Annotated in this window: 24 protein-coding genes; 10 read left to right on the top strand and 14 right to left on the bottom strand. The window is 50.2% G+C overall.

Going from position 1 to position 26,232, the window contains the following annotated elements; translation table 11 throughout:
* Window positions 1-317: 317 nt before the first annotated feature.
* Window positions 318-1,427 carry a tRNA (guanine-N1)-methyltransferase gene (locus tag R6U67_RS15810; protein ID WP_410253441.1) on the bottom strand — a complete coding sequence of 370 codons (1,110 nt, stop codon included), beginning with the start codon at window positions 1,425-1,427 and terminating at the stop codon, window positions 318-320.
* A gap of 202 nt (window positions 1,428-1,629) precedes the next feature.
* Here R6U67_RS15810 and R6U67_RS15805 point away from each other — a divergent pair, with 202 nt between their 5' ends.
* The gene (locus tag R6U67_RS15805; RefSeq protein ID WP_410253440.1) at window positions 1,630-1,827 is read left to right on the top strand and encodes a hypothetical protein; all 198 of its coding nucleotides are present in this window, start codon (window positions 1,630-1,632) and stop codon (window positions 1,825-1,827) included.
* Between the two features lie 32 nt (window positions 1,828-1,859).
* Here the strand turns inward: R6U67_RS15805 and R6U67_RS15800 are convergent, their stop codons facing one another.
* The gene (locus R6U67_RS15800; protein ID WP_410253439.1) at window positions 1,860-2,255 is read right to left on the bottom strand and encodes a DUF4346 domain-containing protein; all 396 of its coding nucleotides are present in this window, start codon (window positions 2,253-2,255) and stop codon (window positions 1,860-1,862) included.
* Between the two features lie 264 nt (window positions 2,256-2,519).
* Here R6U67_RS15800 and R6U67_RS15795 point away from each other — a divergent pair, with 264 nt between their 5' ends.
* The 6 genes from R6U67_RS15795 to R6U67_RS15770 all read left to right on the top strand — a co-directional run bounded on the left by R6U67_RS15795 (window position 2,520) and on the right by R6U67_RS15770 (window position 11,407).
* Window positions 2,520-4,874 carry a WD40/YVTN/BNR-like repeat-containing protein gene (locus R6U67_RS15795; protein ID WP_410253438.1) on the top strand — a complete coding sequence of 785 codons (2,355 nt, stop codon included), beginning with the start codon at window positions 2,520-2,522 and terminating at the stop codon, window positions 4,872-4,874.
* Between the two features lie 56 nt (window positions 4,875-4,930).
* Window positions 4,931-6,919 (top strand): glycosyltransferase family 39 protein, encoded by a 1,989-nt coding sequence (locus tag R6U67_RS15790; protein ID WP_410253437.1) that lies wholly within the window; start codon window positions 4,931-4,933, stop codon window positions 6,917-6,919.
* 175 nt (window positions 6,920-7,094) lie between these two features.
* Window positions 7,095-7,961, top strand: coding sequence for a sulfotransferase (locus tag R6U67_RS15785; protein WP_410253436.1), 867 nt, complete (start codon window positions 7,095-7,097; stop codon window positions 7,959-7,961).
* Window positions 7,962-8,179: 218 nt separating this feature from the next.
* Window positions 8,180-9,097 (top strand): glycosyltransferase family A protein, encoded by a 918-nt coding sequence (locus R6U67_RS15780; RefSeq protein ID WP_410253435.1) that lies wholly within the window; start codon window positions 8,180-8,182, stop codon window positions 9,095-9,097.
* Window positions 9,098-9,317: 220 nt separating this feature from the next.
* Entirely contained in the window at window positions 9,318-10,481 is a 1,164-nt protein-coding gene (locus tag R6U67_RS15775) for a glycosyltransferase (RefSeq protein WP_410253434.1), read from the top strand.
* Between the two features lie 50 nt (window positions 10,482-10,531).
* Window positions 10,532-11,407 (top strand): hypothetical protein, encoded by an 876-nt coding sequence (locus R6U67_RS15770; protein ID WP_410253433.1) that lies wholly within the window; start codon window positions 10,532-10,534, stop codon window positions 11,405-11,407.
* Window positions 11,408-11,468: 61 nt separating this feature from the next.
* On the opposite strand, the gene R6U67_RS15765 is transcribed toward R6U67_RS15770, so the two are convergent.
* The 4 genes from R6U67_RS15765 to rpmI form a co-directional block, all read right to left on the bottom strand.
* Complete coding sequence (locus tag R6U67_RS15765; RefSeq protein ID WP_410253432.1) at window positions 11,469-12,011, bottom strand: tetratricopeptide repeat protein; 543 nt, start codon at window positions 12,009-12,011, stop codon at window positions 11,469-11,471.
* Window positions 12,012-12,083: 72 nt separating this feature from the next.
* Window positions 12,084-12,935, bottom strand: a complete 852-nt coding sequence (locus R6U67_RS15760) for a transporter substrate-binding domain-containing protein (protein ID WP_410253431.1) — start codon at window positions 12,933-12,935, stop codon at window positions 12,084-12,086.
* 23 nt (window positions 12,936-12,958) lie between these two features.
* Window positions 12,959-13,309 (bottom strand): 50S ribosomal protein L20, encoded by a 351-nt coding sequence (gene rplT, locus R6U67_RS15755; RefSeq protein WP_087710854.1) that lies wholly within the window; start codon window positions 13,307-13,309, stop codon window positions 12,959-12,961.
* Between the two features lie 33 nt (window positions 13,310-13,342).
* On the bottom strand, window positions 13,343-13,543 hold the full coding sequence (gene rpmI / locus R6U67_RS15750; protein WP_068789319.1) for a 50S ribosomal protein L35: 201 nt from the start codon (window positions 13,541-13,543) through the stop codon (window positions 13,343-13,345).
* Between the two features lie 132 nt (window positions 13,544-13,675).
* On the opposite strand from rpmI, the gene R6U67_RS15745 reads away from it, so the two are divergent.
* Window positions 13,676-14,275 (top strand): class II aldolase/adducin family protein, encoded by a 600-nt coding sequence (locus R6U67_RS15745; protein WP_410253430.1) that lies wholly within the window; start codon window positions 13,676-13,678, stop codon window positions 14,273-14,275.
* Between the two features lie 263 nt (window positions 14,276-14,538).
* Here the strand turns inward: R6U67_RS15745 and R6U67_RS15740 are convergent, their stop codons facing one another.
* Both R6U67_RS15740 and R6U67_RS15735 read right to left on the bottom strand, forming a co-directional pair.
* Window positions 14,539-15,066 (bottom strand): tetratricopeptide repeat protein, encoded by a 528-nt coding sequence (locus R6U67_RS15740; protein ID WP_410253429.1) that lies wholly within the window; start codon window positions 15,064-15,066, stop codon window positions 14,539-14,541.
* A 249-nt stretch (window positions 15,067-15,315) separates the two neighbouring features.
* Complete coding sequence (locus R6U67_RS15735) at window positions 15,316-16,677, bottom strand: tetratricopeptide repeat protein (RefSeq protein WP_410253428.1); 1,362 nt, start codon at window positions 16,675-16,677, stop codon at window positions 15,316-15,318.
* A 490-nt stretch (window positions 16,678-17,167) separates the two neighbouring features.
* Here R6U67_RS15735 and R6U67_RS15730 point away from each other — a divergent pair, with 490 nt between their 5' ends.
* A complete protein-coding gene (locus tag R6U67_RS15730) occupies window positions 17,168-17,458 on the top strand; it encodes a hypothetical protein (protein ID WP_410253427.1) in 291 nt (96 codons plus the stop codon).
* Between the two features lie 71 nt (window positions 17,459-17,529).
* A complete protein-coding gene (locus tag R6U67_RS15725) occupies window positions 17,530-19,539 on the top strand; it encodes a tetratricopeptide repeat protein (RefSeq protein WP_410253426.1) in 2,010 nt (669 codons plus the stop codon).
* Between the two features lie 282 nt (window positions 19,540-19,821).
* On the opposite strand, the gene R6U67_RS15720 is transcribed toward R6U67_RS15725, so the two are convergent.
* The 6 genes from R6U67_RS15720 to R6U67_RS15695 all read right to left on the bottom strand — a co-directional run bounded on the left by R6U67_RS15720 (window position 19,822) and on the right by R6U67_RS15695 (window position 25,875).
* Complete coding sequence (locus R6U67_RS15720; protein ID WP_410253425.1) at window positions 19,822-20,799, bottom strand: aldo/keto reductase; 978 nt, start codon at window positions 20,797-20,799, stop codon at window positions 19,822-19,824.
* A 65-nt stretch (window positions 20,800-20,864) separates the two neighbouring features.
* A complete protein-coding gene (locus R6U67_RS15715) occupies window positions 20,865-22,034 on the bottom strand; it encodes a DUF4336 domain-containing protein (RefSeq protein WP_410253424.1) in 1,170 nt (389 codons plus the stop codon).
* 59 nt (window positions 22,035-22,093) lie between these two features.
* Window positions 22,094-24,097 carry a DNA sulfur modification protein DndD gene (gene dndD, locus R6U67_RS15710; RefSeq protein WP_410253423.1) on the bottom strand — a complete coding sequence of 668 codons (2,004 nt, stop codon included), beginning with the start codon at window positions 24,095-24,097 and terminating at the stop codon, window positions 22,094-22,096.
* A gap of 119 nt (window positions 24,098-24,216) precedes the next feature.
* Window positions 24,217-24,822: a Spy/CpxP family protein refolding chaperone gene (locus R6U67_RS15705; RefSeq protein ID WP_410253422.1), complete on the bottom strand. Its 606-nt coding sequence runs from the start codon at window positions 24,820-24,822 to the stop codon at window positions 24,217-24,219.
* 91 nt (window positions 24,823-24,913) lie between these two features.
* The gene (locus tag R6U67_RS15700) at window positions 24,914-25,321 is read right to left on the bottom strand and encodes a hypothetical protein (protein ID WP_410253421.1); all 408 of its coding nucleotides are present in this window, start codon (window positions 25,319-25,321) and stop codon (window positions 24,914-24,916) included.
* Window positions 25,318-25,875, bottom strand: coding sequence for a sigma-70 family RNA polymerase sigma factor (locus tag R6U67_RS15695; RefSeq protein WP_410253420.1), 558 nt, complete (start codon window positions 25,873-25,875; stop codon window positions 25,318-25,320). Before R6U67_RS15695 ends, R6U67_RS15700 begins: the two co-directional genes overlap by 4 nt.
* Between the last annotated feature and the right edge of the window lie 357 nt (window positions 25,876-26,232).

Below are 26,232 nucleotides of genomic sequence, written 5' to 3'. Positions count from 1 at the left end.
AGTCCCCCGCTTCCAACGTTGCAATAAAGAGCATTTTCAATTCCGCAAGCCTCCTTCGGGAGAAAAATATCAATAGTGGGGCTGGGCGTCTTCCTCACTATAAAAAGCTCGAATCGGCTAACCAGAGGTAAAACTCGCGCCGTGGGAGAAGCCCGCACCGTATGCTTGCATCGGTGTCGGGAGTACGTCACATTTCATCAAAAACAGGTTTAACAAACCCAAACCCTCGTCGGGTGAGCAATTTATTGCCCACCCGACGTTTTGTTGAGGATTTCCCCCTATTCCCGGTTCCCTATTCCCGGTTCCCTATTTCCCCCCTATTCCCTCGCGATCGCCACACAAGTGGCCAAATCCGCCTCAGTTTTCACCGCTTGAGGAGTGATATGAGTGGCACTGCTACGATAGCCTCGCGCCCGTAATCGCGCCAATAATTGCTCACGGGGCAACATATCCCGGCCACTACGGCGGCCAATCTCACCAAGGCCGTAAAAATAGGGGGGTAAGTCGGCTTCGGCGATCATCGTTTGCAAGAGCTTTACTCGCGAGGGCCAACCTTGCTGCTGGGCTAAAGTCTGCATTCGGTGCAGGTACTGGCGATCGTGAAGCGCTCCTAACCACAGGGGGCCACTGAGAACCCGAGACTGTCCATCTCGTGAACAGGGGGAGATACGCCCCAATTGTCGCCAGGTGACAGTTTCATATTCGCCGCAGTCATGACAATAGGCTAAAAAGCCATAGTTGGCTTCCGTTAACTGTTGTCCGCTCACCAGTCGCAACATCACCCGATAGACAGAGTGAGCATAAAGCGAAAATAACGGTATGACTCCCAAGCCTTTAGTCGCGGCTTGCTGCTGGGTGCTACCAATGAGTAAGCGTAACCCCTGTTCATGGCCACTGGGATGCGATCGCCCGTAAGCACCATACACCCGCAGACTCTGTTCCCGTTCGTGACCCGTGGCGGTGCGGCCATCGGTACTGGTGAGATAGACGAGTCCCCCCAGGCGAACCGCCCAGAGACTGGTGTTGAGAAAGGGAACCGGCGAGCCAAAACTATCGACATCGACGAGATCATAGTAGTCGCGGCGATCGTAGCATTGGAAAAACACCCGGTTGGCATCTCGGTGCTGAATTTCCCCGGCCTGGGCCGCCAACATTGGCCCTAAGTTCTCCTGGAGAATCCCATTCATCTCGGGATTTCCTTCGTTAGCTAGAACCCAATCCGCGCCGCCTTCGAGCCAATAGCGCAGCGATCGCACCCCACAGCCGGCCATACTATCAAGGACTCGCAACTGGCCGCGATCGCCCTTCTCCAACTGGGCCGCCAGAATCGCCAAATCCCGCCCAACCTGGCTAGTACGGCGATAAAATCCTTGACCAACCTTAAAGCTGGCCCCCCCTTCGCGATGGCTCATCTCAGCCTCAGTCATGACAAGTTAACCCAGTTATTAACCCAGTTAAAGCGGATCATCGTTGACAACTTACTGGCTGACATTCTTACCCCTACATCTCGACCCTGATATCTTGACGGTCTAAGAACATATGGTATAGTCGAGCCAAGTTTTGGAGACGTCTCGGAACTCTCCCCAACGCTTCTGGTTCCCTAGCCCCATTGAAACCGCTTAAGATTCAATGACCTCCCAATTTACCTCAAACCTCAATCCTGATGAAATCAAAGACTTGATTTCCCAGCTTTCGGCCGAGAACGTCACCGACCTCAAAACCGGTTTAGAACATTGGTTGGATACCCCCGACTCGTCTGCGAGGGAGGGAGTCGGCTTGAGCGCCTCTCCAGAACCCTATGAGCTAGAGGAGCGACATTCGCTCTAATCTTGGCTCTAATCTTGGCTCTAATCTTGGCTCTAATCTTGAATGTACTCTGTCCCTGAGAGGAGTGCCGCCTCAGCCTTAACAAACTCTCGTCCGAGATAGAGAGCATGATCCAAATAGGTTAAGGGGGCGGGATCGGCTTGTTCCGTGATTTTCATACCCAGTTCTTTGGCTGTTCTCCCTCGATAGATAGCAGTTGGCCGGCGTTGCGCCCCTCCCTGACAGGGAATCGGCTCTCCCGTGTCGGGGTCTACGGCTAACCCTTGATCGTTGATGTCATTACTATAATGCTCAGCGCAGATTAGCCCCGCTTCACGGTCCAGATAAATTAAAAAATAGCCCGCTGGATCAAGGTTGATAAACCGCTTGGAGAGTTCATCGTCAAATGCGGCTAGGTCGTCGCGGCTATACGTCTTAGAAATCATCATTGTATCGGGATTAAATTTGCTGAACTCACTATCTTAGCCGATGATTGCGGCTAAAACAAGGTCGGACATCCAGTAATCATTAAAAGAAGTTTAAGAAATGTAATAGTTCCCCAAACTCAGTTTTTCTATGCCAAGATGGTCGTCGCTTGGGTTGAAACTATCCCCACGACCCATCAATAACAATAAGCCTGCCTACGTAAACCTTGCGTTGTCTCTTTATAAAAGACGTTTACGTATTCCTCGGATCGAGGAGGCTTTACTATCGTGAATTGGTTTAATCCCTATCGTTGCCGAACCGGGTTAGTCACGCTAACCCTGAGCCTTATTGTCCTATTGAGTCTCCTCATCTGGGACAGTCAGCCGGCTTGGGCTCATCGTCCTCATCATGTGGTGACTGACGTTCAAGTCTCCCCTAGATTTAGCGAGGATCAAACCCTCTTTATTCTCGTCCGTAACAACTTATATAAATCGATCGATGCAGGGAACTCCTGGCAACGACTGGTCGACGGACTCGATAGCGCAGGACTGTCGGGATTGGCTCTATCGAAGCAGAGCCGCGATCGCTTATATCTAAGTACCCGAGGAAATGGGGTGTATCGCTCCAACGATGGCGGTCTGTCTTGGACGCAACAGGTGAATGGCTTAAGCCGCCTTGAGCTTGAGGCGATCGCCGTCTCCCCGAACAACGAAAATCTGCTCCTCGTAGCCGGCCATGATGGAGGTCTCTATCGTAGCGAAAACGGGGGAGAGCAATGGCAATCGGTTTGGATGGAGAACCAACCCATCACCAGTTTGAGCTTCACCCCAGACAATCCTCAAGTGATCTTTGCCGGGACCGCCGAGGGAGAGGTGCATCGCTCTGATGATGCTGGCATAACTTGGGTTCGTAGCAGCCAACTTAATGAGGCTGGGAATGAAACTGGGGCAATTACGGCGATCGCGCCCTCTCCCGACTTTAGCCAAGATAATCAGCTTTGGCTGGGAACCGCAACAGCCGGGGTGTTCTATAGCGGCGATGGCGGAAATCAGTTCGCGGCCATCGACTCAGATTTACCAGATTTACAGATTACAGATCTCTTGGCCCTGGCCCCAGCGGGGGGACAACCTCAGTTGCTGCTGTCAACCTGGGATGCGGGCTTTTTTCGCTCCGACGATGGCGGCCAAACCTGGAACCCGGCCCAAGGGGAGTTAGCCAAAGATGGTCAAGCTGATGAACTCGAAGAACCTCACTTTTATGGCTTAGCCACCTCCCCCACGGCCTTAGCTGAGGGCTATGTCTTTATGGGGGGGTTTAATAGTCTCTATCGCTCTGAAGATGGGGGGCAACAATGGCAACAGCTCGAAACTCTCTCGCCGGACATTGTCATGGCCTTTGATATTTCCCCCAACTACAGTCAGGATCAGACCCTGGCGTTGGGAACCTATGTTAATGGCCTTTATCTCACCAAGGATGGCGGTCAGAGTTGGCAACGCCCCAGCCGAGGTCTGCATCTGCCCTGGTTTACGAATAACTTTAATCAGCCGCATCAAGACCCGCGCCGTTACTTCCATGTCGCATTTTCCCCGAACTACGCCAACGATCAAACCCTCTTTGCCTCGGTTCTCTGGACGAAACTACTGCGATCGACCAATGGGGGCCTGTCTTGGCAGGTGCTGGCCCTACCATCGGAAACGCGAGGGGTGACTCTGGTGGTCTCTCCGAACTTTGCTGAGGATGAAACGGTCTATGTGGCCGGACAATATGGCAAGTTTTTTCGCTCCGACGATGGCGGTCGTCATTTCCAAACCGTGGCGGATATTGGTGCCCCTGGTGGCAATGATGCCCCCTCCTTTGTGGCGTCCCCCAATTTCATTGAGGATGGGATCTTACTGGCCACTGGACCGGGAGGGATTTATCAATCGAGCGATCGCGCCGAAACCTGGACTCGTCTTACCTCAGACCCGGCCTGGGACACCCGCCGCAATCTGCAAATTGCCATCTCTCCCAACTATGCAGCCGATGGAACGATTTTTGTCGGGACCAATGCTGGGGTCTTTTGGTCAGCGGATGCCGGTGCATCATGGCAACCGTTGGCAGGGTTAGCAGACTTTGCCGATGACTATATTGAGGCTATGGCTGTCTCGCCGGAGTTTGAGAGCGATCGCACCCTCGTTACCAGTATCCGAGGTCGGGGACTCTGGCGCAGTCTCGATGGCGGTCAGAGCTTTACTCAGATTGGAGATAGCAAACTTCTCTTTTCAAAACTCAACGGGATTCCCTCGGCCGGGATGGCGATTCAGTTTTCCCCCAACTACGGCCAAGACAACACCCTCTACGCTATGGGAGATCCCAATACGGCTCTCTATCGCTCTCGGGATCAAGGGTTGACTTGGGAAACGCTCAGAGTGCCGGATCTGCAACTGGCGGCTCCTAGCTTCGTTGAACAGGGACAAATTTACGCGCAAGTCTATCGCGGCCGGATTCTCCGTTTTGGCCTCGCTGCTGCTTTAGGACTGGTGAGTTATGTGGCGTTAAGCTGGTTCACTCGTCGCCGGACGTTGCCGATGCCCCGTGCGGTGATTCCTGTGATTGGAACGGTTGTTATCTTTAGTAGCTCTCTGGTGATTCTGTTCAAGTAATTCCCGCTGTTGGTAGCGTTTCTGGGGCGATCGCGTTTCACGTTATTGAGTTTGCCATGTTTATTATCTTACCCATTCTGGCTTGGGGCGGCTTCTTCCTCATCCTACAACAGCACCACCGTCATCCTTGGCGGGAGGCGCTGCTGCGATCACTGGTGATCTGGGGGGTCACGCTAACGGTGATCACCGAACTGTTGAGCGGCTTAGGGCTATTTACTCCTCTCGGGGTTGGAATCGCCTGGCTGCTGGTGATTGGACTCTGTACTTTCGTGATGCGTCGCTATGGGGGCTTAAGGGTGAGTTCAGACCCCGCCTTGGTGAAACGGAAGCCGTTTCGTTGGCCATTGCCCCTGTTTCCCTCCCTTTTGCTGGCTGGGGTGGCTTGGATTGTGGTGATAACAGCCGGGTTGGCGATCGCCTCGGCCCCCAATAACCCCGACTCGATGCGCTATCACCTCAGTCGGGTGATGCATTGGCAACAACATGGCACGGTTGCCCATTATCCCACTCATAGTCTCAAGCAACTCTATCAAAATCCTGGCTCAGAATTTGCGATTGCTCAGTTTCAGCTTCTCAGTGGTGGGGATTATTTTGCCAACCTGGTGCAATGGGGCAGTATGGTGGTTAGCCTCGTGGGGGTGTCCCTGATCGCTCGACAACTGGGATGCGATCGCCGAGGACAGATCTTGGCTGTGGTGTTCTGTGCCACCCTCCCGATGGGGGTGTTACAAGCCGCCAGTACCCAAAATGATTACGTGGTTGCCCTGTGGTTGGTCTGCCTGACTTACTTTACATTGCTGATGCTGCATGTTGGCGTGACGGTGTCTACGGCCGTCTATATCGGGGCCAGTTTGGGGTTGGCTATCCTCAGTAAAGGAACGGCCTATATTTATGCCTTTCCTCTTTGTCTCGGCTTGTTGGTTTGGACGATTCAACAAAAGCGTGGCCGCGTCTGGCAATTGGGAGGTTTGGCAGCGGCGATCGCTCTCCTCTTAAATCTTGGACATTATCTACGCAATCTTGCCTTAACCAGTTCCCCTCTGGGGGTGAATGTGGAGGCAGAAACAAATAATATCCTCTCTCTACCAGTTCTCATTACCAGTATCTTAAAACAACTCTCACTTCATGCAGATTGGGTGCGGGCTTTACAGTTGCAAGATTGGATTGTTCCCACCACAGGACTAACTGAAAAAGTCATCAGTATTATTCATGATCAGTTAGGATTAGACATTAATAATCCAGCTCTGCTCAGTCCTAAAGTCAGTCGCTTTTATGTTCCCGCCATTTCTCAATATGAAGATACCAGTGGGAATCCGATACATATCATTCTCATTGCTGTAGCACTTCTCATCCTAGTGAGCCGCAAATCCCTACGCAAACAGTCCTATTTAGCTGAGGGGGCAATCCTCTTGGTTACCGGGTTTTTAATCTTTTCCTTTCTGTTGACTTGGTCACCTTGGCGCAGTCGCTTACATTTGCCCTTGTTTGTCTTGTTTTCTCCCCTGGTTGCCACGATATTGGTTCGGACTTTTCCACCAATCGTGACGGGCTGTATTGCTTTGATTTTACTGCTGTCGATTCAACCCTGGCTGTTTAATAATCAATTTAAGTCGCTCTTGGCAGAAAAATCTCTCTTTAATACTCCCCGCATTGAGCAATATTTCATGAGTCAAGGTCATCTCCAAGATCCTTATCAAGCCATGATGACTGAGCTGGATACTCTCAACGGCGGTTGTTACAACGTTGGTATTGGTAGTGAAAGCTTCTGGTTTGAATATCCTCTATGGATACTTTTACAGCAACATGGAGGACCGAACAGTCACCTCTACCATGTTGCGGTTGATAATCCGTCAAATCAGGCCAGGCTCAGCACTCACCCGCTCTCAGGAGCAACTCCAGTGCCTTGTGCTGTCGTCTTCCTTCAGCAAGACTCTAACGCGACGTCCCCAACCCAACTCACAACGGAATATGGACTCTATGAGTCGGTTTGGGCAACGCCTATTTCTGACAATAAGGGAACTCTTACACTGTTAACACCAAACTAATACCATTTTTGAAAATGCTTGCTATATACCTGAAACCGAGGAGGGCGAACAGCCATCCCTTCCTGGGAGGGGTTAGGGGTGGGTTCCCCGACAGACATCTATAGCACGACTTCTGAAAATTGGTAGAAGATTTTCTTAAGATATTGCTTTTTGTTGACTCATTTTTCTTGACAATATGACTTATTTAGTGTCACCTCAACACCTGCGCGAGCAACTTCGTCGTCAAAAAAATGCGGCGATTCAAGCTTACTTTCGGCAGCGGATTTATTCTAACTCAGAGCCAGAGAAGATTTGGGGGCGATCGCAACCTATGCGCATTCTCTTGATTCTCAGCCATATGCGATCGGGGTCTTCTTTATTCACTCATATTTTGACCCATAACCCCGCCATTCTGGGCTATGGTGAAACTCACATCACTTACCAAACTCCCCAAGATTTCAAGAAACTCATCACCGATGTATATTGGCAATGCCACGACTTTAGAAAACTCAGTGATCTAAAACAGCTCAGGATGAACCATCAATATGTCTTAGACAAGGTTCTCCACAACCACTTACTCTCAGATCTTGCCCTCCTCAATCATCCCCAAGTCTCGATTATTTTTCTGATTCGAGAACCCGCTCCGAGCTTGGTTAGCCTACAAAAGTTAAAGCCGTATTTGAGCGATCGCCAACGATTTGACTACTACAAAAAGCGCCTCATTCAACTCGGAGAATACGCAAAATTTCTAAACAACAAGGAGCGCAGCCTATGGGTTACTTACGAGCAACTCTTACATCAAACTCAACCCGTTTTAACTTGCCTAAAACAATTCCTAGAAACTGATTCAGGATTTTCTGAACAGTATCAACTGCTCAAAACAACAGGAAAAAAAGGAGTCGGGGATTCTCAAGCAAAAATCAAGTCTGGCAAGATTATTCGCGATTCAAATGCGCCTATCGTCTCACTCCCCCCGGACATTGGCGAGGAAGCCGAGGCGATTTACCAGCAAACCTGCCAAAATTTATCAACCTACTGCACGGCAACTGTTTCTCTTGAATAAAAATCAGGAAAAACATAACGAAAAAGAATGAAGTTTCCAGAGTAAAATCAACCGCCGTAACACCAATGACTATTGATGAAATCAACCCTCAGAACACCATGAATGAACTAGATAAACAAAATCTTCACACACAAGACTCTCGCAGGATATCGACAGACACCAACCTGGTTTACCCATCATCCTCCGTACAAGCCACAGAAACCTGTTCTCTATCAATCATGGTCGCTCGGACGGATTTAGCGTTTATGATGCACACCATCCCCCATCTCGTTCGTGGCTGCAACTTCCCCTTCTTCAAACGGGTGTTAGTCATGGATACAGCACCCTTATCCGGTGATAAGGTCAATCGGCCTGGTGTGGGAACAATGGAGGATTTGCGAGCCGCTTGTCAGAAACTCATTGATGAGGGGGTTATGGATGAGGTCATTGAGATGGATTACTCTGAACCCTATCGGCGTGAACTCTATAAAAAACACTTCGGGATCTCAGAGATTCGTCCAACCCACAACTATAAAGGGTATCCTGTTCTCGGCTCAATCTTTGCCATTGAACATGTTCCTGGAGATTACATTGTTCACTTTGATAGTGATATGTTACTCCATCAACAGCCTGGATTTAATTGGATTGAATTGGGGATGGATTTACTTCAGCGTCGTGATGAGGTGATGTTTGTTCGTCCGTTTACCGGCTTTCCTTTGCCGAATGAAGACCAATTTCACCAAACTCAGTCTTATGACTACGACCCAGAAGGCTTTTATAAATTCACCTTCTTTAGTAGCCGGGCCTTTCTGCTGCAACGGACGAAATTTGAACGCTTACTCCCGATGCCGGTTTTATGGCGACGCTTTAAACGCAAGTGGCTCTGTAAGTTACCTCCTCGCGTTCTCACTAGCATTAACAACTGGACGGGCCGGGGAAAGTTAGACTCTTGGGAAGTTATCGTCTCTAACAAACTCAAAAAAGTCAATTGCGTGCGAGCCACCCTCGCTCATCGAGAAGCCTGGACCCTACATCCAACTCAGCGCGGCCCAGAATTTATCAATAACCTCCCAAGTATTCTCGATCGCATTGAACGCGGGCAAGCACCGAGGGAACAATCAGGCTATTATGATCTACAACTGGAATACTGGCTCTAGGGAAAACCCCGGTCAGGTGAGTCTCTGCTGGTTCTCTTGTCATTCATTGACAATCGGGCTATAATTTGCTGGACAAGCGTGGCTGATGCTATCCAATTCAACGCGATCGCATCACATCACATCTAAGTCTTGAAACCACACCAAAGGGATAGCGGCGGCTAAAGCTAAAGACTCCCTTTGGTGTCTTGTCCTGTTCTCCTTGCATGATTCTAATCTAACAATGAATCAATCCAAACAACATTTGAAAACAATTGCAGTTTGGCAACCCTATTTTATGGGAGGAGGGGCAGAAGCCGTCAGCCTCTGGATTTTAGAAGCATTATCCCCCCACTATGATGTCACGCTCTTTACCTTAAATTCAATCGATTTAGAGCGTTTAGATATTCTCTACAATACGCATTTAACGCAACAAAATATAACCGTTAAATCCCTCTTGCCCGACGCCTTAGATACGGGGCTGGTTAAACCCTTAATCGCCAACATTTCCAAAGTTCGCTCAGGGTTGATTCACTGGTCAGTGCGAGTCTTTAAGGAACTCACCCAAGACTATGACTTAGTTTTGTCAACTTACAACGGCTTAGATATGGGACGGCCGGGGATTCAATATCTCCATTGGGTTCATGTCGTTGACCCCAATCCCAAAACCATGAAACGATGGGGAAAAATCTTGATGAAAATCTCTGATTTTTCCAGAGAGCGCCTCCAGAAAAACATCACTTTAGCCAATTCCCAACATACCGCTAAGACAATTAAACAGGCCTATGGGATCGACTCTCGTATTGTCTATCCTCCGGTTGTGAGTGAAATTGAGGCGATTCCCTGGGAGGAGAAAGAAGACTCATTTCTCTGTAGTGGTCGCATTGTTGTCCCCAAACAACCCCATCAAGTGATTGAAATCTTGCAACAAGTGCGCGATCGCGGCTTCGATGTTAAGCTACAGATTACCGGCGGCGGTGGGGGCGCTTACCAACAGTCCTATGAACGGCGCATCAAGAAGATTGCAGCCCAGAACTCAGACTGGATTCAAGTCTATCAGGATTTACCCTACAAAGACTACCTCAAAATTCTCGCTCGCTGTCGCTATGGACTGCATCAAAAACCGGAACCCTTTGGTATTTCAGTCGCCGAAATGGTCAAGGCCGGTATGATTCCCTTTGTCCGCAACAAAGGTGGACAAGTCGAAATTGTGGGCCAACAGCATCAGGAACTCCTCTATCATCGACAACCTGATGCGGTTGAAAAGATTGTCGCTGTTCTGGAAAATCAAGAGAAACAACAGAGCCTCCTCAAGTCCCTCAAACAGCAGCAAGATCTCTTTTCTGTAGAACAGTTTATGAAAGAGATTCAGAATGTTGTCGCTGACTACTTTCAGGAATCCGAGTAACGTCCGGTTCAAGGGAATACGTGAGATACTATTGGTAGGTGAAGAGCAACGTGGTTGATATTGTTAACTATCATGTGAGACATTCGGTCAATATCGGTGATTTAGTCTCGTCTCCATTGAGTTATTTTGAGATTCCTGGATATCACCTTGAACTTAAAGACATTGATGAGTTGCTACAACAACCTCCTGGCCCCCATCATGTGATTATTGGTGGCGGTGGTTTGTTATTTCCACGCTTCCTTGAGAATCTGCAACAACTCCAGCAACAGCCTCAGCCGGGACGGGTGATTCTCTGGGGAGTCGGACAACAATCCTATGATAATCCCTCCGAGTCTTGGCGCAACTTTGACTATGCACCCTATCTTGAGGGCGTTGATTTAGCGGGGGTTCGTGATTATGATGTTGGCTTACCTTGGCTTCCCTGTGCCAGTTGTATGCACCCGGAATTTGACCGCCCTCGTTCTCCGAAACATGAGATGGTGGTCTTTTCTCACAAGAAATTCCGTCTCAACCTGAAGGGGTTGCCAACCTTTAGTAATGAACAGGTTGATTTTCGCGCCGTTTTGGACTTTTTAGGCTCAGGTGAAACGATTATTACCAGTTCCTTTCATGGGGCATATTGGGGAACCTTGTTAGGACGAAAGGTGTTGGCGTTTCCATTTAGTAGTAAGTTTTATGGCTTAAAGCATCGTCCAGGATTCTATCCTGTGGAACGCTGGCGACCGAAAAAGTATAAGATATCGTTGTTCGGGAAGACGCTCTACCAAAAGTTTTCCCAAGATTGGTTTCAATGTCAGACTGACAATTGGCAAGATTATCTTCACGATTGTCAGTCGTATCCCGAGAGTTTAGAGGAATGTCGAGAGCAAAATCGGCAGTTTTATCAACAAGTTGTTGAGTTGGTGAATGGTTCATCACTCGGCTAAGGGCGAACAGCAGCTTAACGATCGCTCGCTGAACACCGTTCGCCCCTACGGTGATTGGCCATTATCCATTAGTCTCAGAGGTTGCGGGAAGGCGTTTTTGTAGGGAGTCACTACGTTTTTGGGCAACGGAGTTGTCGGGTTCCCGTTTTAAGACCTCTTGATAGGCTTCTACGGCGGCGGCGTCGAGTCCTTTCTTTTCATAGGAAAACCCGAGATTACTCCAAGCGGTGACATACTCAGGTTCGATTTTTAGGGCTTCTTTATATTGACGAATCGCTAGGTCATATTGCTCCTGGGCGGCATAGGCAAAACCGAGGGCGTTATACACCAGGGCTTTATTTTCTTCTTCTTTTAGGTCTTTGGCTTTGAGGGCTTTTTGCAAGTTGAGGACGGCTTGGGAGTAGAGCTTTTTGTCGAGCAGAACGCCGCCGAGTTCATAGAAATCTTTGGCGGTGGCGTCTTTGCTGCGAACACGGCTTTGCAGGGTGGCGAGGGTTTTCTCGATGCGCCGAGTTCGTAAGGTTTGACGAATGACAAACCAAGCGGCAATGGCTAATAGCCCGACTAATGTTGCCAGATAAAACAGAGCGAGATTACTATCCATAAAGCAGAAAAAAGGGACTTAAAAACACGTATTCACAAGAGCTTGAAGGGTATTATAAAGCGTTATGGGGTCTTATAAGCCCCAATCTCTGGCGCGGTCTACTAACCAACCCTCTCGCTGCCAACGGACGATCGCACCATTGACGGCCTGCCGTAACGGTTCATACTCTAAGCCCTTGGGCATCATCACCGCTAGAGGAACCGAGGAGAGGCGATCGCCCAGGAGATGATAGTCTCGATCGCGTTGTTGCCAACCGCTGAGAACCGTTGCGTCGCCGGCAAAGGCGGCCACGGTTCCGGCTTCGAGTTCTTGGTAGGCTTGTTGGTAACTCTCGACGCCGACTAATTCTACGTTGGGGATTTGATAGCGGACGACGGCGATCGCAGCGGATTGATGCAGCACCGCAACGCGACGCCTCGGTAAGTCCGCTAGACGGCGAATCTCGGGCTGGCGAGTGATGATAGCCGTTCCGTCGAAGTAATAGGGGGGGCTAAAGTTCACCAGGCGCGATCGCCCAGGGGTATGACTCACTTGGGCAATCACCAGATCCACTTCGTCGGCCAGAAGCCAGGGGAGGCGATCGCGGTTGGCCACGGGCCGCAGTACAATCGCCTCAGCATCTCCAAGGAGGGTTTCGGCGAGGCGATGGGCGATATCGATTTCAAAGCCCTGTAAGCGTCCGGCTTCATCTTGAAACCCCAAGGGGCGCAGATTGTCCTTAACGCCCACAATTAAATAACCCCGCTGCTGAATCTCAGACAGAGGGGCGGCTTGGGCGACTCCCCCAGATAAGACCCCAGCTAACCGTCCCACAAACGGACGCGCCTCGAAAATGCTGAGTCCCACTAGGAGACTCAAACTCAGACCGAGACGCGCCAGCCGTCGATAATGTCCGTTGGGGAACGTCGGAGGACGTTGCATCATGGAAGAGGTCTCGGAGGAGGTCTCTAGGCGCTTTTGGCAGCAGCCACGACTTTGGCGAAGCCATCGGCATCGAGAACCGCCAATTGAGCCAACATTTTCCGGTTGAGTTGGATGTCGGCTTTTTTCAGGTCTCCGGTGAGACGAGAGTAGGTGGTCCCGTTGATGCGGGCGGCGGCGTTGATGCGGGTAATCCAGAGGCGACGGAAATCGCGTTTGCGACGGCGGCGATCGCGATAGGCGTTCCGTAGGGCCTTCATCACCTGCTGGTTCGCCGTGCGGAAGTTGCGGGAGTGAGATCCCCGGAAGCCTTTCGCCAGCTTTAAGATTTTTTTACGCCGTTTGCGGGCGACGTTACCCCGTTTAACTCGAGCCATGGGTTAGATTCTCCGATGGGTGGACCAATGGGTTTACAAATAAGGGAGCATTTCGCGGACGTTTTCAGCGTCACGCTCGTTTACGACAGCTTTGTTGCTGAGGTTCCGTTTGCGTTTACTGCTTTTGTGTTGCAGCAAGTGGTTTTTGAACGCTTTACGGCGCATAATTTTCTTACCACTGCCAGAGAGTTTAAAGCGCTTGGCGGCTGCTTTGCGGGTTTTGAGTTTCGGCATAATTGCAGAAATTTTGACACAGCATCTCATCATATCGCGATCGCCGCTCTCTAGGCAATAGGCTGGTCATTGGCTAAGGGTGGGGGTAATGGTGAATCATGGGTAATGATGGAAAATTAGGAGGTTGAGTCGATGATTGATGAGGGTGTCATTAAATATGAGTCGGTCTGGGAACGGGGGGAACCCTTGTCTGAGGCGGTTTTGGGGGAGTTGATGGGGTGGCGCGATCGCCTCTATGGGTTAGGACTGATTGGGGCCTATGAGAACGGGATTGGCTTCGGGAATGTCAGCCAACGCCTCGGGGATGGGGATGAGTTTGTGATTTCGGGAACCCAAACGGGCCATCTCCCCCACTTGTCGGCGAACCAGTACACGCGGGTCTGTGAGTTTGACCTGGGGGCGAATCGTCTGCGCTGTTGTGGCCCCGTGAAAGCTTCGTCGGAGTCTCTGACCCATGGGGCGATTTATCAACGTTGTCCTGAGGTTCGGGCCATTTTCCATGTTCACCATCGGCAATTTTGGCGGGGGGTTCTGCATCGGGTTCCCACGACGGGGGCTGAGGTTCCCTATGGCACGCCGCAAATGGCGCAGGAGATGTTTCGCTTATTTGAGGAGGAACACTTGGCACAGGCGCGTATTTTGGCGATGGCGGGTCATGAGGATGGGGTGATGAGTTTTGGGGAGAGTTTGGAGGAGGCGGGAGCGGTGTTGTTGCGGTGGTTTGAGGGCTAGTCTTGGGGTCCCAGGAAAAGCCGCCACCGATTATTTAATGCCATTTTTCAAAAAGTGTGCCATAGATATCTGTAGGGGCGAACCGCAAGTGGCGCGCCCTCCCTCGGTATTAATATCTGGCAAGCTTGTCAAAAAATAGTATAAAAATAGAATAAGTTTGTTTTTTGGGGTAAAAAAACTGGAGGGCGATCGCGGATGGTTTGAGGAGTTGAGGGGTGATCGCACTCCAGTTAAGTGAAGGGGAATTTCCCTTCAGGTTGAATTTATCGAATCTGTTGGAGAGCTTCTTGAACCTGGTTATAGGCGGCGGTGTTTCCTCGTTCTTGGAATAAACGTGCGGCTTGTTCTAAGTCGGAGATTGTGCCAGAGCGATCGCCCAACCTAGCCCGCGCTGAAGCACGACCTGCGTAGGCTATAACATAGTCTGGATCTAGGGAAATTGCCGCATCATAAGATGAAATCGCTTCGGTAAAATATCCTTGCTTTTGGAATAAACCTGCGGCTTGTTCTAAGTCCGAGATTGCGCCATAGCGATCGCCCAACCTAGCCCGCGCTGAAGCACGACCTGCGTAAGCTTCAGCATAGTCAGGATTAACTAACAGTGATGTATTAAATAACGAAAATGCTAATGAATAATTTTCATTATTTAAGGCTTCCAGGCCCATCCGGGCAGATTCTACATGATTTCGGTCTAGCTCATCAGCCAGAATGACGGGGAAAGCCTGGACGATTTCGGGAGCCATTCCGCCCAAGGTGATGAAGGTGGCGGTTCCCAAAATGAGACGGGACATCGAGTTGAAGAGGGTTATGTTTAACGTCATGAGGTTGTGTTGGTTTGGTGTGGTGTGAGAACAATTGGAGGGCTGATTTTTATCAATCCAGGCTGACTAATACTAGTCCTTCACTCAGGTATCATAGCCTTAATGACTGCTTCTAGGAATGAGGAACTAGCATAGCAGGTAGATAGATTCCTGTCCGGACTAAATCGTTTTTGCCCGGACATAGACTCATCATATTATGTAGAGTGATAGAATCTGGTTTTAGTTTTCAATAACTGTTCCCCTTTGTTCAGGATTTCGTAGTCTATCTTGCAGAGTTTGTAGAATTTGTCGGTGTTGATTTTCTTCACTCGAAGTGAGGGTGAGGACATTACTATTGTGACGACAAGTAAAGCCTTCTAAACAAATCACTGGTGCTGTAAATGGGTTACCTTGGTCATCAAATAACCTCTCCCCCTGCCTATTGATAATAGGGACCTCAACTCGTTGATAAACCAGTCGATCAGGCTCATTTAGTAATATGGATGCGAGAGAACTGAGATGCCTCGAAACCACACGACAACGAGATTCTAGATCAATCACAAAACCTGGTTCCGGGGTTATTCGTACTTGTCGTCGGGCTTCATCTCCTTGGTATGAGTAAACATACCTATTATTACCCACCACAGGTCCTGATTCAGGATTAGGAACCCATCGAATCAGATCATAAGACCCAGTAGGGGTGTTGATCACCGTCACCCACTGACCTTCATTTTGTACACACGAAAACGCTTGTGGATCATCAGGCGGGGCAGTTTGCGCAACCAATCCTAGCTGATACGTTTCAATTCGTGTAATAATTTCTTCACAGAGAGTCTCGCTACAAAGTTGTCGAGCTTGTTCTAGAGAGTTTCTGGCATAATCAAATTCTTCAAGACCAATTAAGATTTGTGCCTGACCAATCCAATTATAGGGATTTTCACCTTCTAGCTCAATCGCTTCATTTGCCTTATCCAATGCTGTATTGTCAAAGGCATGCCCTTTATAGCCAATCCGGGAAAAATAAACATATTGGTCTGCTAAAGCTAGTCTGAGTGAAGAATTGCTTGGAAGTGCGTTGACTATCTGATTCCAATACTGGCGTGCAGCAGAACCTTGTCCAAATTGATGAAGAAATCTTCCCAGTTCTAGGTAAGGTAGTAGGTTGTCCTCTCCTGCGCTGTCTTGGGCTGTCTCCCAAAGTTCTACCGCCCTCTGACGATAGCCTAGGCTATAAAGCTTATTACCTAGCTGCACATAGTTAATCGGAGCTAGCTGACTTTGGTTAATCACGTCAATAGCTTGTTCCCAATCAGCCTCTTTCTGCTGAGTTTGTCCCAAAACCTGATAGGTCGCTCCCCGCAAAATTAGGTTCTGAGCCATCCGTAAGCTAGACTCAGGAGATTGTGAAGCCTCAATTTCCTCTAACCTATTGCTATAGACACTCAAAGCCCGTTCAGCTTCTTCAATACAGGTAGATTGACTAATGCAAGAGTTATCTCCTGTGAGGTCAAATACACGTAGCAATGCCTGTCTATCTTGTTCCCAATTCGCATCAACTGAGCGCTCAAGGAGTGGATTTTCAACCCACCAATTTGTTATCAAGTTCCACCACCATGCCTGGAACCTTTCACCACGATTGATTCGCTCTACACTCTCTGTTATTCGCCTCTGACCTATAGCTGAACCCCCCTCAAGATTATGATATCGACTATCAAAGTTCGAAGGACTATTAGACTGAGCTAGACCGGTCAAAGGTATCGCAGCGGCTAATCCTAGTCCAGTTAACAAACCGACACTCAACTGGTTAAATTTCCTTAGCATTTGAACCTATAATTTATGCAGTGATTGTGTTTTCTCTTGCACCCTATGACCAGGATAGGCAGCATAAAACCGAACGTCAATTCATAAAGGTCAGAAAAAACAGCCTGAACTTTCCGCAAATTAGCGCAGGAAAAGTTCATAAAGTTCATAAAGTTCATGAAAATCACAAAAATTAAACTTAATTTGTCCGGAAATCTCATGAATTTGGAGTCATAAAGTTCATAAATACCCCGTTATCGTGGTATTTGGATCATCTTCCGGCAACCCCCCTATGACCCCAGCAGACACCCCCAAATTGCTGAACCTCGCTCAGACTCTGGTGTCTGAGCAAACCTCCAAACCCCTCAATGAACTGGAACTGGCGGTTCTTGAGGGAATCCTCCTGGGACAGACCTATGAGCAAATTTGTCAAAACCAGAACTTCGCTCAGGGGGTTGACTATATTCAAAAATGTGTGGCTTACCAACTACGGCGGCGGTTGACCCAGGCCATGAAACGAGGCGGCTACTTGAGCGAGGACGCCAATAACCTAAAAAAAAAGACCTCGCTCGTAAACTCCTAGACCTTCACAAACAACTCCAGACCCCGGCGACTCCCTCCTCTCCAACGCCAACGCCATCTCCCAATCCCACGGTGTATGGACCGCCTCCGTCACGACCTCACCATAATCTCCCGGCCCTGGAAACCAGTCGCTTTATTGGCTACGATCGCCAACTCAGTCAACTCCTCAACCTCCTCGGCGACTCCCATCCCGCTCATCGTATCGGCATTCACGGGATTGGCGGAATTGGCAAAACCACTCTGATTCTCGAAGCCGCCTATCGCTGTTGGCTTCAGGAACAGTTTGACGCCATTATCTTTACTTCCGCACAACAACAGCGACTGGTGGGCGATCGCCTCCTACGGCGTGTCAAACGCGATCGCCACCTCGGGGACATCTTCCACACCATCGCCCGAGTTCTCCAATATCCCCGCATCCTCGCCGCTGACTTTCAGATCCAATTTGAGCGTATTCAAGATCTCTTGAGTCATCGCCAAGTTCTCCTAATTATCGATCACCTCGAAGGCTTCGACGATGACGACGAGATCTGCGGCTTTCTCTACGAACTCCCCTCAACAGTTAAAGCGGTCGTCACCCGGCGCGACTATATGGCATTCGATATCACCATCGCCCTGGACTCCCTATCGCCCAAAAATGCCAAGGCGCTCATCGCCCATCAACTCCAAGAAAAGGGGATATCTGTGAACACAAAAGACCAGCAGCAACTCTATGAAAAAATAGGTGGTATCCCTGGGGCGATTCTCTACAGAATTGCACAACTGGTTGGGGGCTATACCTTAGATGACCTGTTAGCACCCCTAAATTTAGACACCTCTGATGCTCTCACTTGCTATTGTTTTGAACGTTCGGTGATGCCATTGCGGGGAACAAGCGTTCATCGCCTCCTCATGGCGGCGGCAATTTTCCCAAAACCGATGCTCGATATCGCCCTTTTGACAGTGGCGGCGGTCACTCAAACCGATGAACTTGCCCAGTTACAACGTCTATCTATGCTCACACAAATGCCAGATGGACGTTATGCCATGTTACCCCTGACTCGCAGTTATGCCCTCAGGGAACTTCAGCAAAATCCCGAGTTTGAGGAGGATGTCCGTCAGCGGTGGTTGGCCTGGTATCGGCAGTTTGTGGACACTCATTGTCCCGCAGATGCCAATCTTTCGGAACTGGAGACGGAATGGGAGACGCTCCTAGAGGTGGTTGACTGGTGTATGGGTCGCGATCGCTATCAAGATGTTCTCCATTTTTGGCGATATCTACATCAGGATGACGAGGGTCACGATGGAGACGGCGATCGCCTCAAGACTTTGATAATTCCCTTAGATTGGGACGCCTGGCTAATTCAGAAGGCCCAGATGCGTCAAGATTGGTCTGTTGCCCTAGAAGTGATGCAGCAGAAGGGTCCGAAACTCATAATACAAGAAAAACCGAATAATATTGACGAAGCTGAACAATGGCTTCAAAATGCTTATGACTTACAAGAATCCTGGCAACCCAAAAATAAATTTGATTTAATGATATTCATGGCAAATATACGAGCTGAACAGGAAGATTTTGCTGGTGCACTTCAATGGATAGCCGAAGGCAAATTAATTATTGAAAATCAATCAAAATCACATGAAAACCCTAGCAGTTCCAACCTTAAACGATTTAAATTGAAGCAATACAAAGCCCGCCTACTGTATACAGAAGGAGAAATACACTACAAACTAAAAAATAACCAAGCATCCAAAAAATGTCTTCAAGAAGCATTAACCATATCAGAATATTTAAACTTAGAGCAAGCCGAGTTTTTTAGCAAAAAATTACTCTCTAATATCGCCATTAAAGAGGGAGACTATGAACAAGCTGAATCCTTACTGAGCGACTGTTTAGAAATCGCTAAAGACAATCAAGATACCTACCGTACCGCCTTTTGTTTGAGGGCGATCGCCCAATTGGAGTTAGCACGAAATAATCCCAGCCAGGCGATCGCCCTGGTCAGTCAAGCCCTAAAACAGTTCGAAAACTTAGGAATGATGGTAGAACAACAAGAAACTCAAGTCCTCTTAACTGTGATCGAATCTGAAGGAACTACGATTTGAACCGGCTGGGCCTTCTAAGTGCAGCGTTGTATTGATTCAGCGAGTTTTTCGAGAGTAAAGCGGTGTCGCATTGGCTCGGAGAAAGGGTCGAGGCCCTGGCCCCCTCATCATCGCCCTTTGAGAGTCTATACCCTCGCTGAACGGAAACGGCGAAAAGCGCTTGACGCCCAACAACTGACGCCCAGTAACAAACGGTGCGCGACCAACGCCAACAACCTACGGCGAAACCCACTTTTCGTTGGATTATGCAGACGTTTCAAGGTCTTCACGAGATCAATGCTGTTAGCGGGTTTGAAAAATATTCTGTACCATCGGCTTTTTCACCTTCGCCGCTTCTCGATCTAACTCCTCAATTTCGCCACGGTCTAACATCCAACCTAACGCCCCCAAGTTTTGCTGAGCCTGTTCCACGGTTTTCGCCCCTGGAATGGGAATTGTCCCTTTCGCCATACACCAATTTAAAGCAACTTGGGCCGGAGTTTTCTGACGAGATTCGGCGATCGCCCCCAAACAATCTAGCAGCGATCGCGCCCCCGGCAAAATCTGCCGACAGACCACTCCCCGCAACCCCGAAGGGGTCTTCTCCGCCGAATATTTCCCCGTCAACAATCCCAACGCCAAGGGACTATACGCAATCAATTGAATCCCCAACTCATCACAGACCTCTTTCAAGCCCAACTCCGTCACTGGATAAGTCGATAGCAACGAATATTGCACCTGCAACGAAACAATTGAAATTCCCCGATCCGCAAAGCGACGATGCACTCGCCGCAGTCGTTTCGGTCCATAATTCGAGACCCCAACTCCCCGCACTTGTCCCGCTTCATATAAATCCATTAACCCGTCAAGTAAGGGCCATTCTTGCCAGGGTAAATAATTGGCGGTAGACCAGTGCATTTGGGCTAAATCAATCCCCCCCAAACGTTCTGCGGAAGCCTCCGCCGCTGCAATCATTGAACGGCGAGTGAGTCGCCAAGGATAGGGGGCTAACTTGGTGGCTAGACAAATTTCCGTTCGTTGCACCTTGACGGCGGTGTCACAGTAGCGTTGGGCGAATTGTCCTAATAATGATTCACTGCGTCCGCTGAGTTTTCCCGTTCCATAGGAGTCCCCCGTATCAAACAGGGTAACGCCGTTATCGACACAGAGATTAAAGACCTGTTGTAGACCGCTATCCATGCTGTCATCATACTCCCAAAGGAGGCGATTTCCCCAAGCCCAGGTTCCACAGCCCATCGGCGGTAAGTTTAAGGTGGTCATGGTCGTTTTTTTCTGAAGATTTGGTCTAAAGGTTTAGTCTAAACATTTTGCAAAGTTTGAGACAACTAACGGCTGAGTTTTGAGGGAGGAACAATGCCGCGATCGCAGAGGGTTTTGTCAATATCCGCTAACAGTTGTAAATCGACATTAGGGAGCGGGGACGGAGTCAACAAGTCCTGGTTTTTTAAAAACGAAAATGCTTGACAAAATTGCTCTTTTGTGCTAGTAAATTGAGATTGAAAATGAGCCGAAATAACACGATCGCAGTGCCATTGAGAAACCCGTTCCACCCAATCTAACGTCTCCTGAGGCGCACGATTGAGAATCAGTTGCTGCAACACCGGCGCCACCAACGGACGACCCTTTCCCCGCAGAGCCTCAAAGGAGCGTTGCCAATCCTGTTTCCATTGAAAGGGATATAAACCAAAATAGTTTTTACGAGAGCGATCGCCGACCTTAAACGCATCCCGAATCACCTGACCCCAGGGCGGTGTTTCCAAGACACTAGGGCGGAAATACGCCGCAAATAAACAGATGCGTTGCCACCCCTTACGGCGATTTTCCGGGGTATCTTCGACTACATCAAAAGGGCTATCTTTAGCGTGAAACAACAGCGGAAAACTATCAAGCTGAACGATCGCCGGTGGATCTTCAGGAATCGCAATCAAGCTATCCGTCAGGAGTAAACTACGGCTGGAGCGGTCATAGAGCGCCACTTCTCCAAACCAACCCGTTCCCAGATTAATGGGGCCAAGAACCTCCAGAGCGCATTGATCCGCAAACGGGAGTTGACTGGGTTCGTCGGGAATCACCTGAGTGCGATCGCGCGGAAGGCCCAACCAACTCAACGGTAAATTGAGAGGAAAACTCCACTGTTGCGGGGCGATATACACCTGCGCCTGGGGACAGGCCCGCGCAAACGGTCCCACAAACACCTTATGTTCCAACCCCGACACCGTGGGATGGATAATATAGCGCACCGGACCATGGTCCGCCACCAACTCATTGAGGAGAGTTAAACATTCCCGCGTCGGGGCGATGGGTGCATACACCAACAATCCCCCCGCATCAAGTTTCACAACCGTCATGCGGATAGGAACCGCCACATAGAAAATCCCCTGAAGTTGGTCAAACGTCCAGAGGCGATCGCGCACCACCTCCCGCCGCAACGTCCGCCGCTGTCCATACGGATAAATCGGCAACGTAAACCAAAAATTCCAAGAATACTCACTCATCTCCAATCCTGTTCCCTATTCCCAGTTCCGGTGTTCCCTGTTCCGGTGTTCCCTGTTCCCTATTCCCCAAACTCAAAATACCCCGGTTTCACCTGAGTTTGCTGTAACTTGGGGTCATAGTCGAGGCGGTATTCCCGCGCGATCGCCCCAAACTCCCGCAGTTGCTTGGCTTCAGGTTCACGAATCTCCGTATCCGTTGACAACAAAATCACCTGATGACTCGCCGCCGGAAAATAGCGTTCCACCAAATTTTGACGGTGAGACGAATCCAACCGGCCTAGAGGCGTATCAATGGCCACCGGAAGCTGACGGCCCGACACCCGCGCCAATCCCCAGAGGAAGGCGATCGCCAACAATTGCTTTTCCCCCGCCGAGAGACGATGTTTGGGAACCATCTGTCCCTGACGATCATATAACAGCAAGCGAAAGTCCTCCGCCTCAATCACCACCCGATGCACCAAATCCGACTTGTGCAACAGATAGCGGAAACATTCGGTGACTTCGAGTTCCAGCTTATTGAGTTTCCGTAGCGTCAACCGTTCCCGGAATTGAGCTAACGTCCGTTGGACCGACTTGGCGTTATCAATTAAGTGATTCGCATTTTGGCGATCGACATTCTGTTCCCCATAACTAGCCAACTCCTTCTTAATCCGTTCAACCTCAGCCCCCCGTTGCTGAACCTCCCGTTCTCGTAACTCCAGGGTTGCATCGAGTTTCTGGCGTTCCCCCTGAGCCTGCGTCATGGCCAGTAAAAGGCGATCGCTGTCCTCCTTCGGGGCGGCCTGTGCAATCAGCTGTTCCGTGCGAGTCAAGGCCTCCAACGCCTCTTGTAAGTGGTCTTGCGTGGTCTGAGTTTGACGTATCCCATCCCCGAGGCGATCGCCCAACAAGGCCCCCAATCCCTGCAACTGGCGATCGCTCAACCCCAACCACAGGGCCGCCTCATCCTGCGTTGCGGGGCCATCCTCCCGGAGAAACGCCTGTACCTGCTGCAACTTCGGTTTCGCCAATCCCAACCCTTGCAACAAATCCAACAGTCGCTGATCGCGCTCCTGCATCGCCCCTTGCACCAAACGAGCGCGAGTTTCTTGGGCCTCCCAATCCCCTTGTTTATGAGCCATCTGTAACAACGGCTCAACCGCCACTAGGGGTAAACAGCCCGCCGCCAACTCCCGTAGGCGATCGCGATGACGCTCCACCTCCTGTTTCTGACTGCGAAGCTGAGCCTCTAGGGCCGCCCGTTCCTCAGCAATTTTGCCCCCCTGAGCGCGAAACACCGCCGTCGCTCGTTCTTCCTCCTCCAGAGCGCTCTGGCGCTCCCGTTTTAAGTCTTTGACCTGTTGCTGAAGCTGCTGATGTTCCTGCTGAGCCTCCTCCAAGCGTCGCTCAATCGCCTCAATCTCGGCCCGTTCCTTCTTCCCCGCCAACGTCTTACGCTTGCGATTTACCAACACCTCCAAATCCACCGCCAAGCGTTCGGCCAACTCCAGCCCCAACAAGGACTTAATCGCGCTCGATACGAGCGGCGGTGGGGCCTCCTGTTCCGCCAACTCCTTCACCTGTTCCCCATCAAACAGAAACAGATTAGAAATTCCCAAAGGAAGCAGGGTTTCGACGTACTCATCCCAGGTTTCTGACAGGCCCTCATCCTTCCAATCACTATTTCCCAGGCCATCGGGCTGATAAATCCCCAGAGTTTCCCTCCCCTCCTTGGGATAGCGATCCCAAGTGCGAATGATGCGATAGCGCACCTGCTGATTGTCTACCACCTGCTCAAACAGCAGTTCAATCGTCGTTTTCGCATGGGGTTCACTATGGCGATTGACGCATTGAGCCAGGAAATCCCCATAATTGAGACTTCCCCGCGTCGAACATTGCGCCCGTTGTCCATAGAGGGCCAGGCGAATCGCATCCATCAGGGTGGTTTTACCGCCGCCATTCATCCCCCCAAAGAGGATAATCGGGGCCAGTTCCCCCCCTTCGGCGTCGATAGGGCGTAGATTGAGTTCTTGTCGTCCAATATAAGGACCAAAGTTTTGTAGGACGAGTTCAAGGAATTTCATGGGGTCGCAAAAACGCCAGGGACGACAAAGCATTCCTGGCGCGAATATGTCTTTAGGGCGATCCTAACGGATTTTGGGGACACTTGGGCAGGGTTTCCCCTGCCAAGCGTGGGTTTCGCTTAACGCATTCCCCCAGGGCCACGACCTTCACCGGGATTTCCGGGACCATTTCCGGGACCATTTCCGGGACCATTTCCGGGACCATTTCCGCGACCGTTTCCGCCGCGATTCCCACGGCGATGTCCCCGTTGTCCACGATGGTCTTCCATCCAATCGCGTACCTGGGTTCGCTGTTCATCGGTGAGAACTCCGCGAATTTCCATCATCGAGTTAAACCGCAAATCCGACATTTCATCGCGCAGTTCCATCATCTGTTGACGCTGTTGGCGAATTTCGGATTCCGGGGCGTTGCTTCCCATGGCGTTGTGCATGGTATCCCGTCGTTGTTGCATCTGTTCACGAACGCCATCAATTTGCGGTTGATAGCGATCGCGGATGGCTTGAATGGACTCGGTTTGTTCCGGGGTTAAGTCCAATTCATCAATCCAACGCATTTGACGGCCACCTCCCGGGCCACGCTGACTCATGTGACTCTCACGGGGACTCATATCGTCGGCGTGAGCGTAGGGTGCAGCGACGGTTCCGAGAACCAGGAACCCCGCTAATCCGCACATGGCGGCTTTACGGGTGCAGCATCGGTTTTGGAAGCGATTACGGTGAGCCATGATGATCAATCTCCTATGTAAATCTGTAAATCTGTAAATCGTCAATGAGTCAATGAATCGTCAATGACATGAAGGGGTTAACCTGAAAGGGTTAACGTGAATCCGTTGCGGGTTCGCTTGTGGATTCGCTTGGGCTGGCCAGTTCCGAGAATTCCCAGGAACGTTCCCATTCCTCGCTTTCCCAGGGATTGGCCTCGCACTCGTAGCTCGAACAATACCAACTCTCTTCGAGGAAGGTTTCGAGTTGCGCCAACTGAGCGTTACTGGTTTGGGGGGTGAAGAGATGGCGGCTGCTGAACCAGACTAAGGGAATCAACGCCGCTGCGATCGCCCCCCCTAAACGCCATTGCTGTCGACGTCGAATCAACTTGAGGGTTTTGTCAGTCCGAACCTGGGCCAACAGTTGCGACTCAAGTTCCGGCGGCGCCGGTGGCGCAAGAGGTTGATAGTGTTGTAGAAAAGTGACGAGTTGGCGATCGTCATCGTGGTTGTTGGTCAAAATGTCACCCCCTGCTGTTCGAGATACTGGCGGACGAGTTTTCGCCCATGAAATAAACGAGATTTTACCGTTCCCACGGGAATCTCAAGGATGTCCGCCACCTCTTTTTGGGGCAGATCTTCGAGATCATGCAAGACAATCACACTCCTAAAGTCGAGTTTGAGTTCTTGCAAGGCCTGTTCAACCCAATCCCGATATTGCAGTTCCATGAGATCCGACGCTTGAACCGGCGGTTCAGGTTGCAGTTTGGCCCGTAAGTCAGCGCTTTTGGCAAACTCTCGCCGTTTATCGGTGGCAACGTTCCAGACGATACGATAGAGCCAGGTGGAGAAGTAGTCAGGCGATCGCAGTTTCGGTAGGCCTCGCCACACCCGCAGGAAGGTTTCCTGAACCAGATCGTCGAGAACCTCCCCACCACAGAGTTGATAGAGGGTTGCTCGCACTTTTCCCTGATAGCGTCGATAGAGTTCCCGAAAACTGTGTTCGTCTCCTTGACAACATCGACGCACTAATTCCCCATCTTGAGGGCGATTGGGCTTGTCTGCTGTCACCATTAATGTTTGACCATTCCCTAACCTGTATCTTGTACCGAACCATCGATAGCCGTTACATTTGGGATGTCCACGTTACGGAACTCCCCTCAATCCCGGACTCCAAGGTTATAGACTGACTCAACGCTCAAACGGTTCAATCATTCTCTCTACGATTCCCTTTTCCGACTGATTATCCCCGCCAGGAAGAGGCCAACAGTCCATTATCTCTTGCCATCCCCTCTTGGGAGGGGTTAGGGGTGGGTTATGCCTCTTGCCTCTTGCCATCCCCTCTTGGGAGGGGTTAGGGGTGGGTTATGCCTCTTGCCTCTTGCCCGTTCCCTGTTCCCTGTTCCCTGTTCCCTGTTCCCTGTTCCCTGT

The sequence above is a fragment of the Sodalinema sp. genome, assembly GCF_046483825.1.
Classification (GTDB): Bacteria; Cyanobacteriota; Cyanobacteriia; order Cyanobacteriales; family Geitlerinemataceae; genus Sodalinema.
Note: the sequence above shows the minus strand (reverse complement) of the source record. Positions and strands in the feature narration are given on the sequence as shown.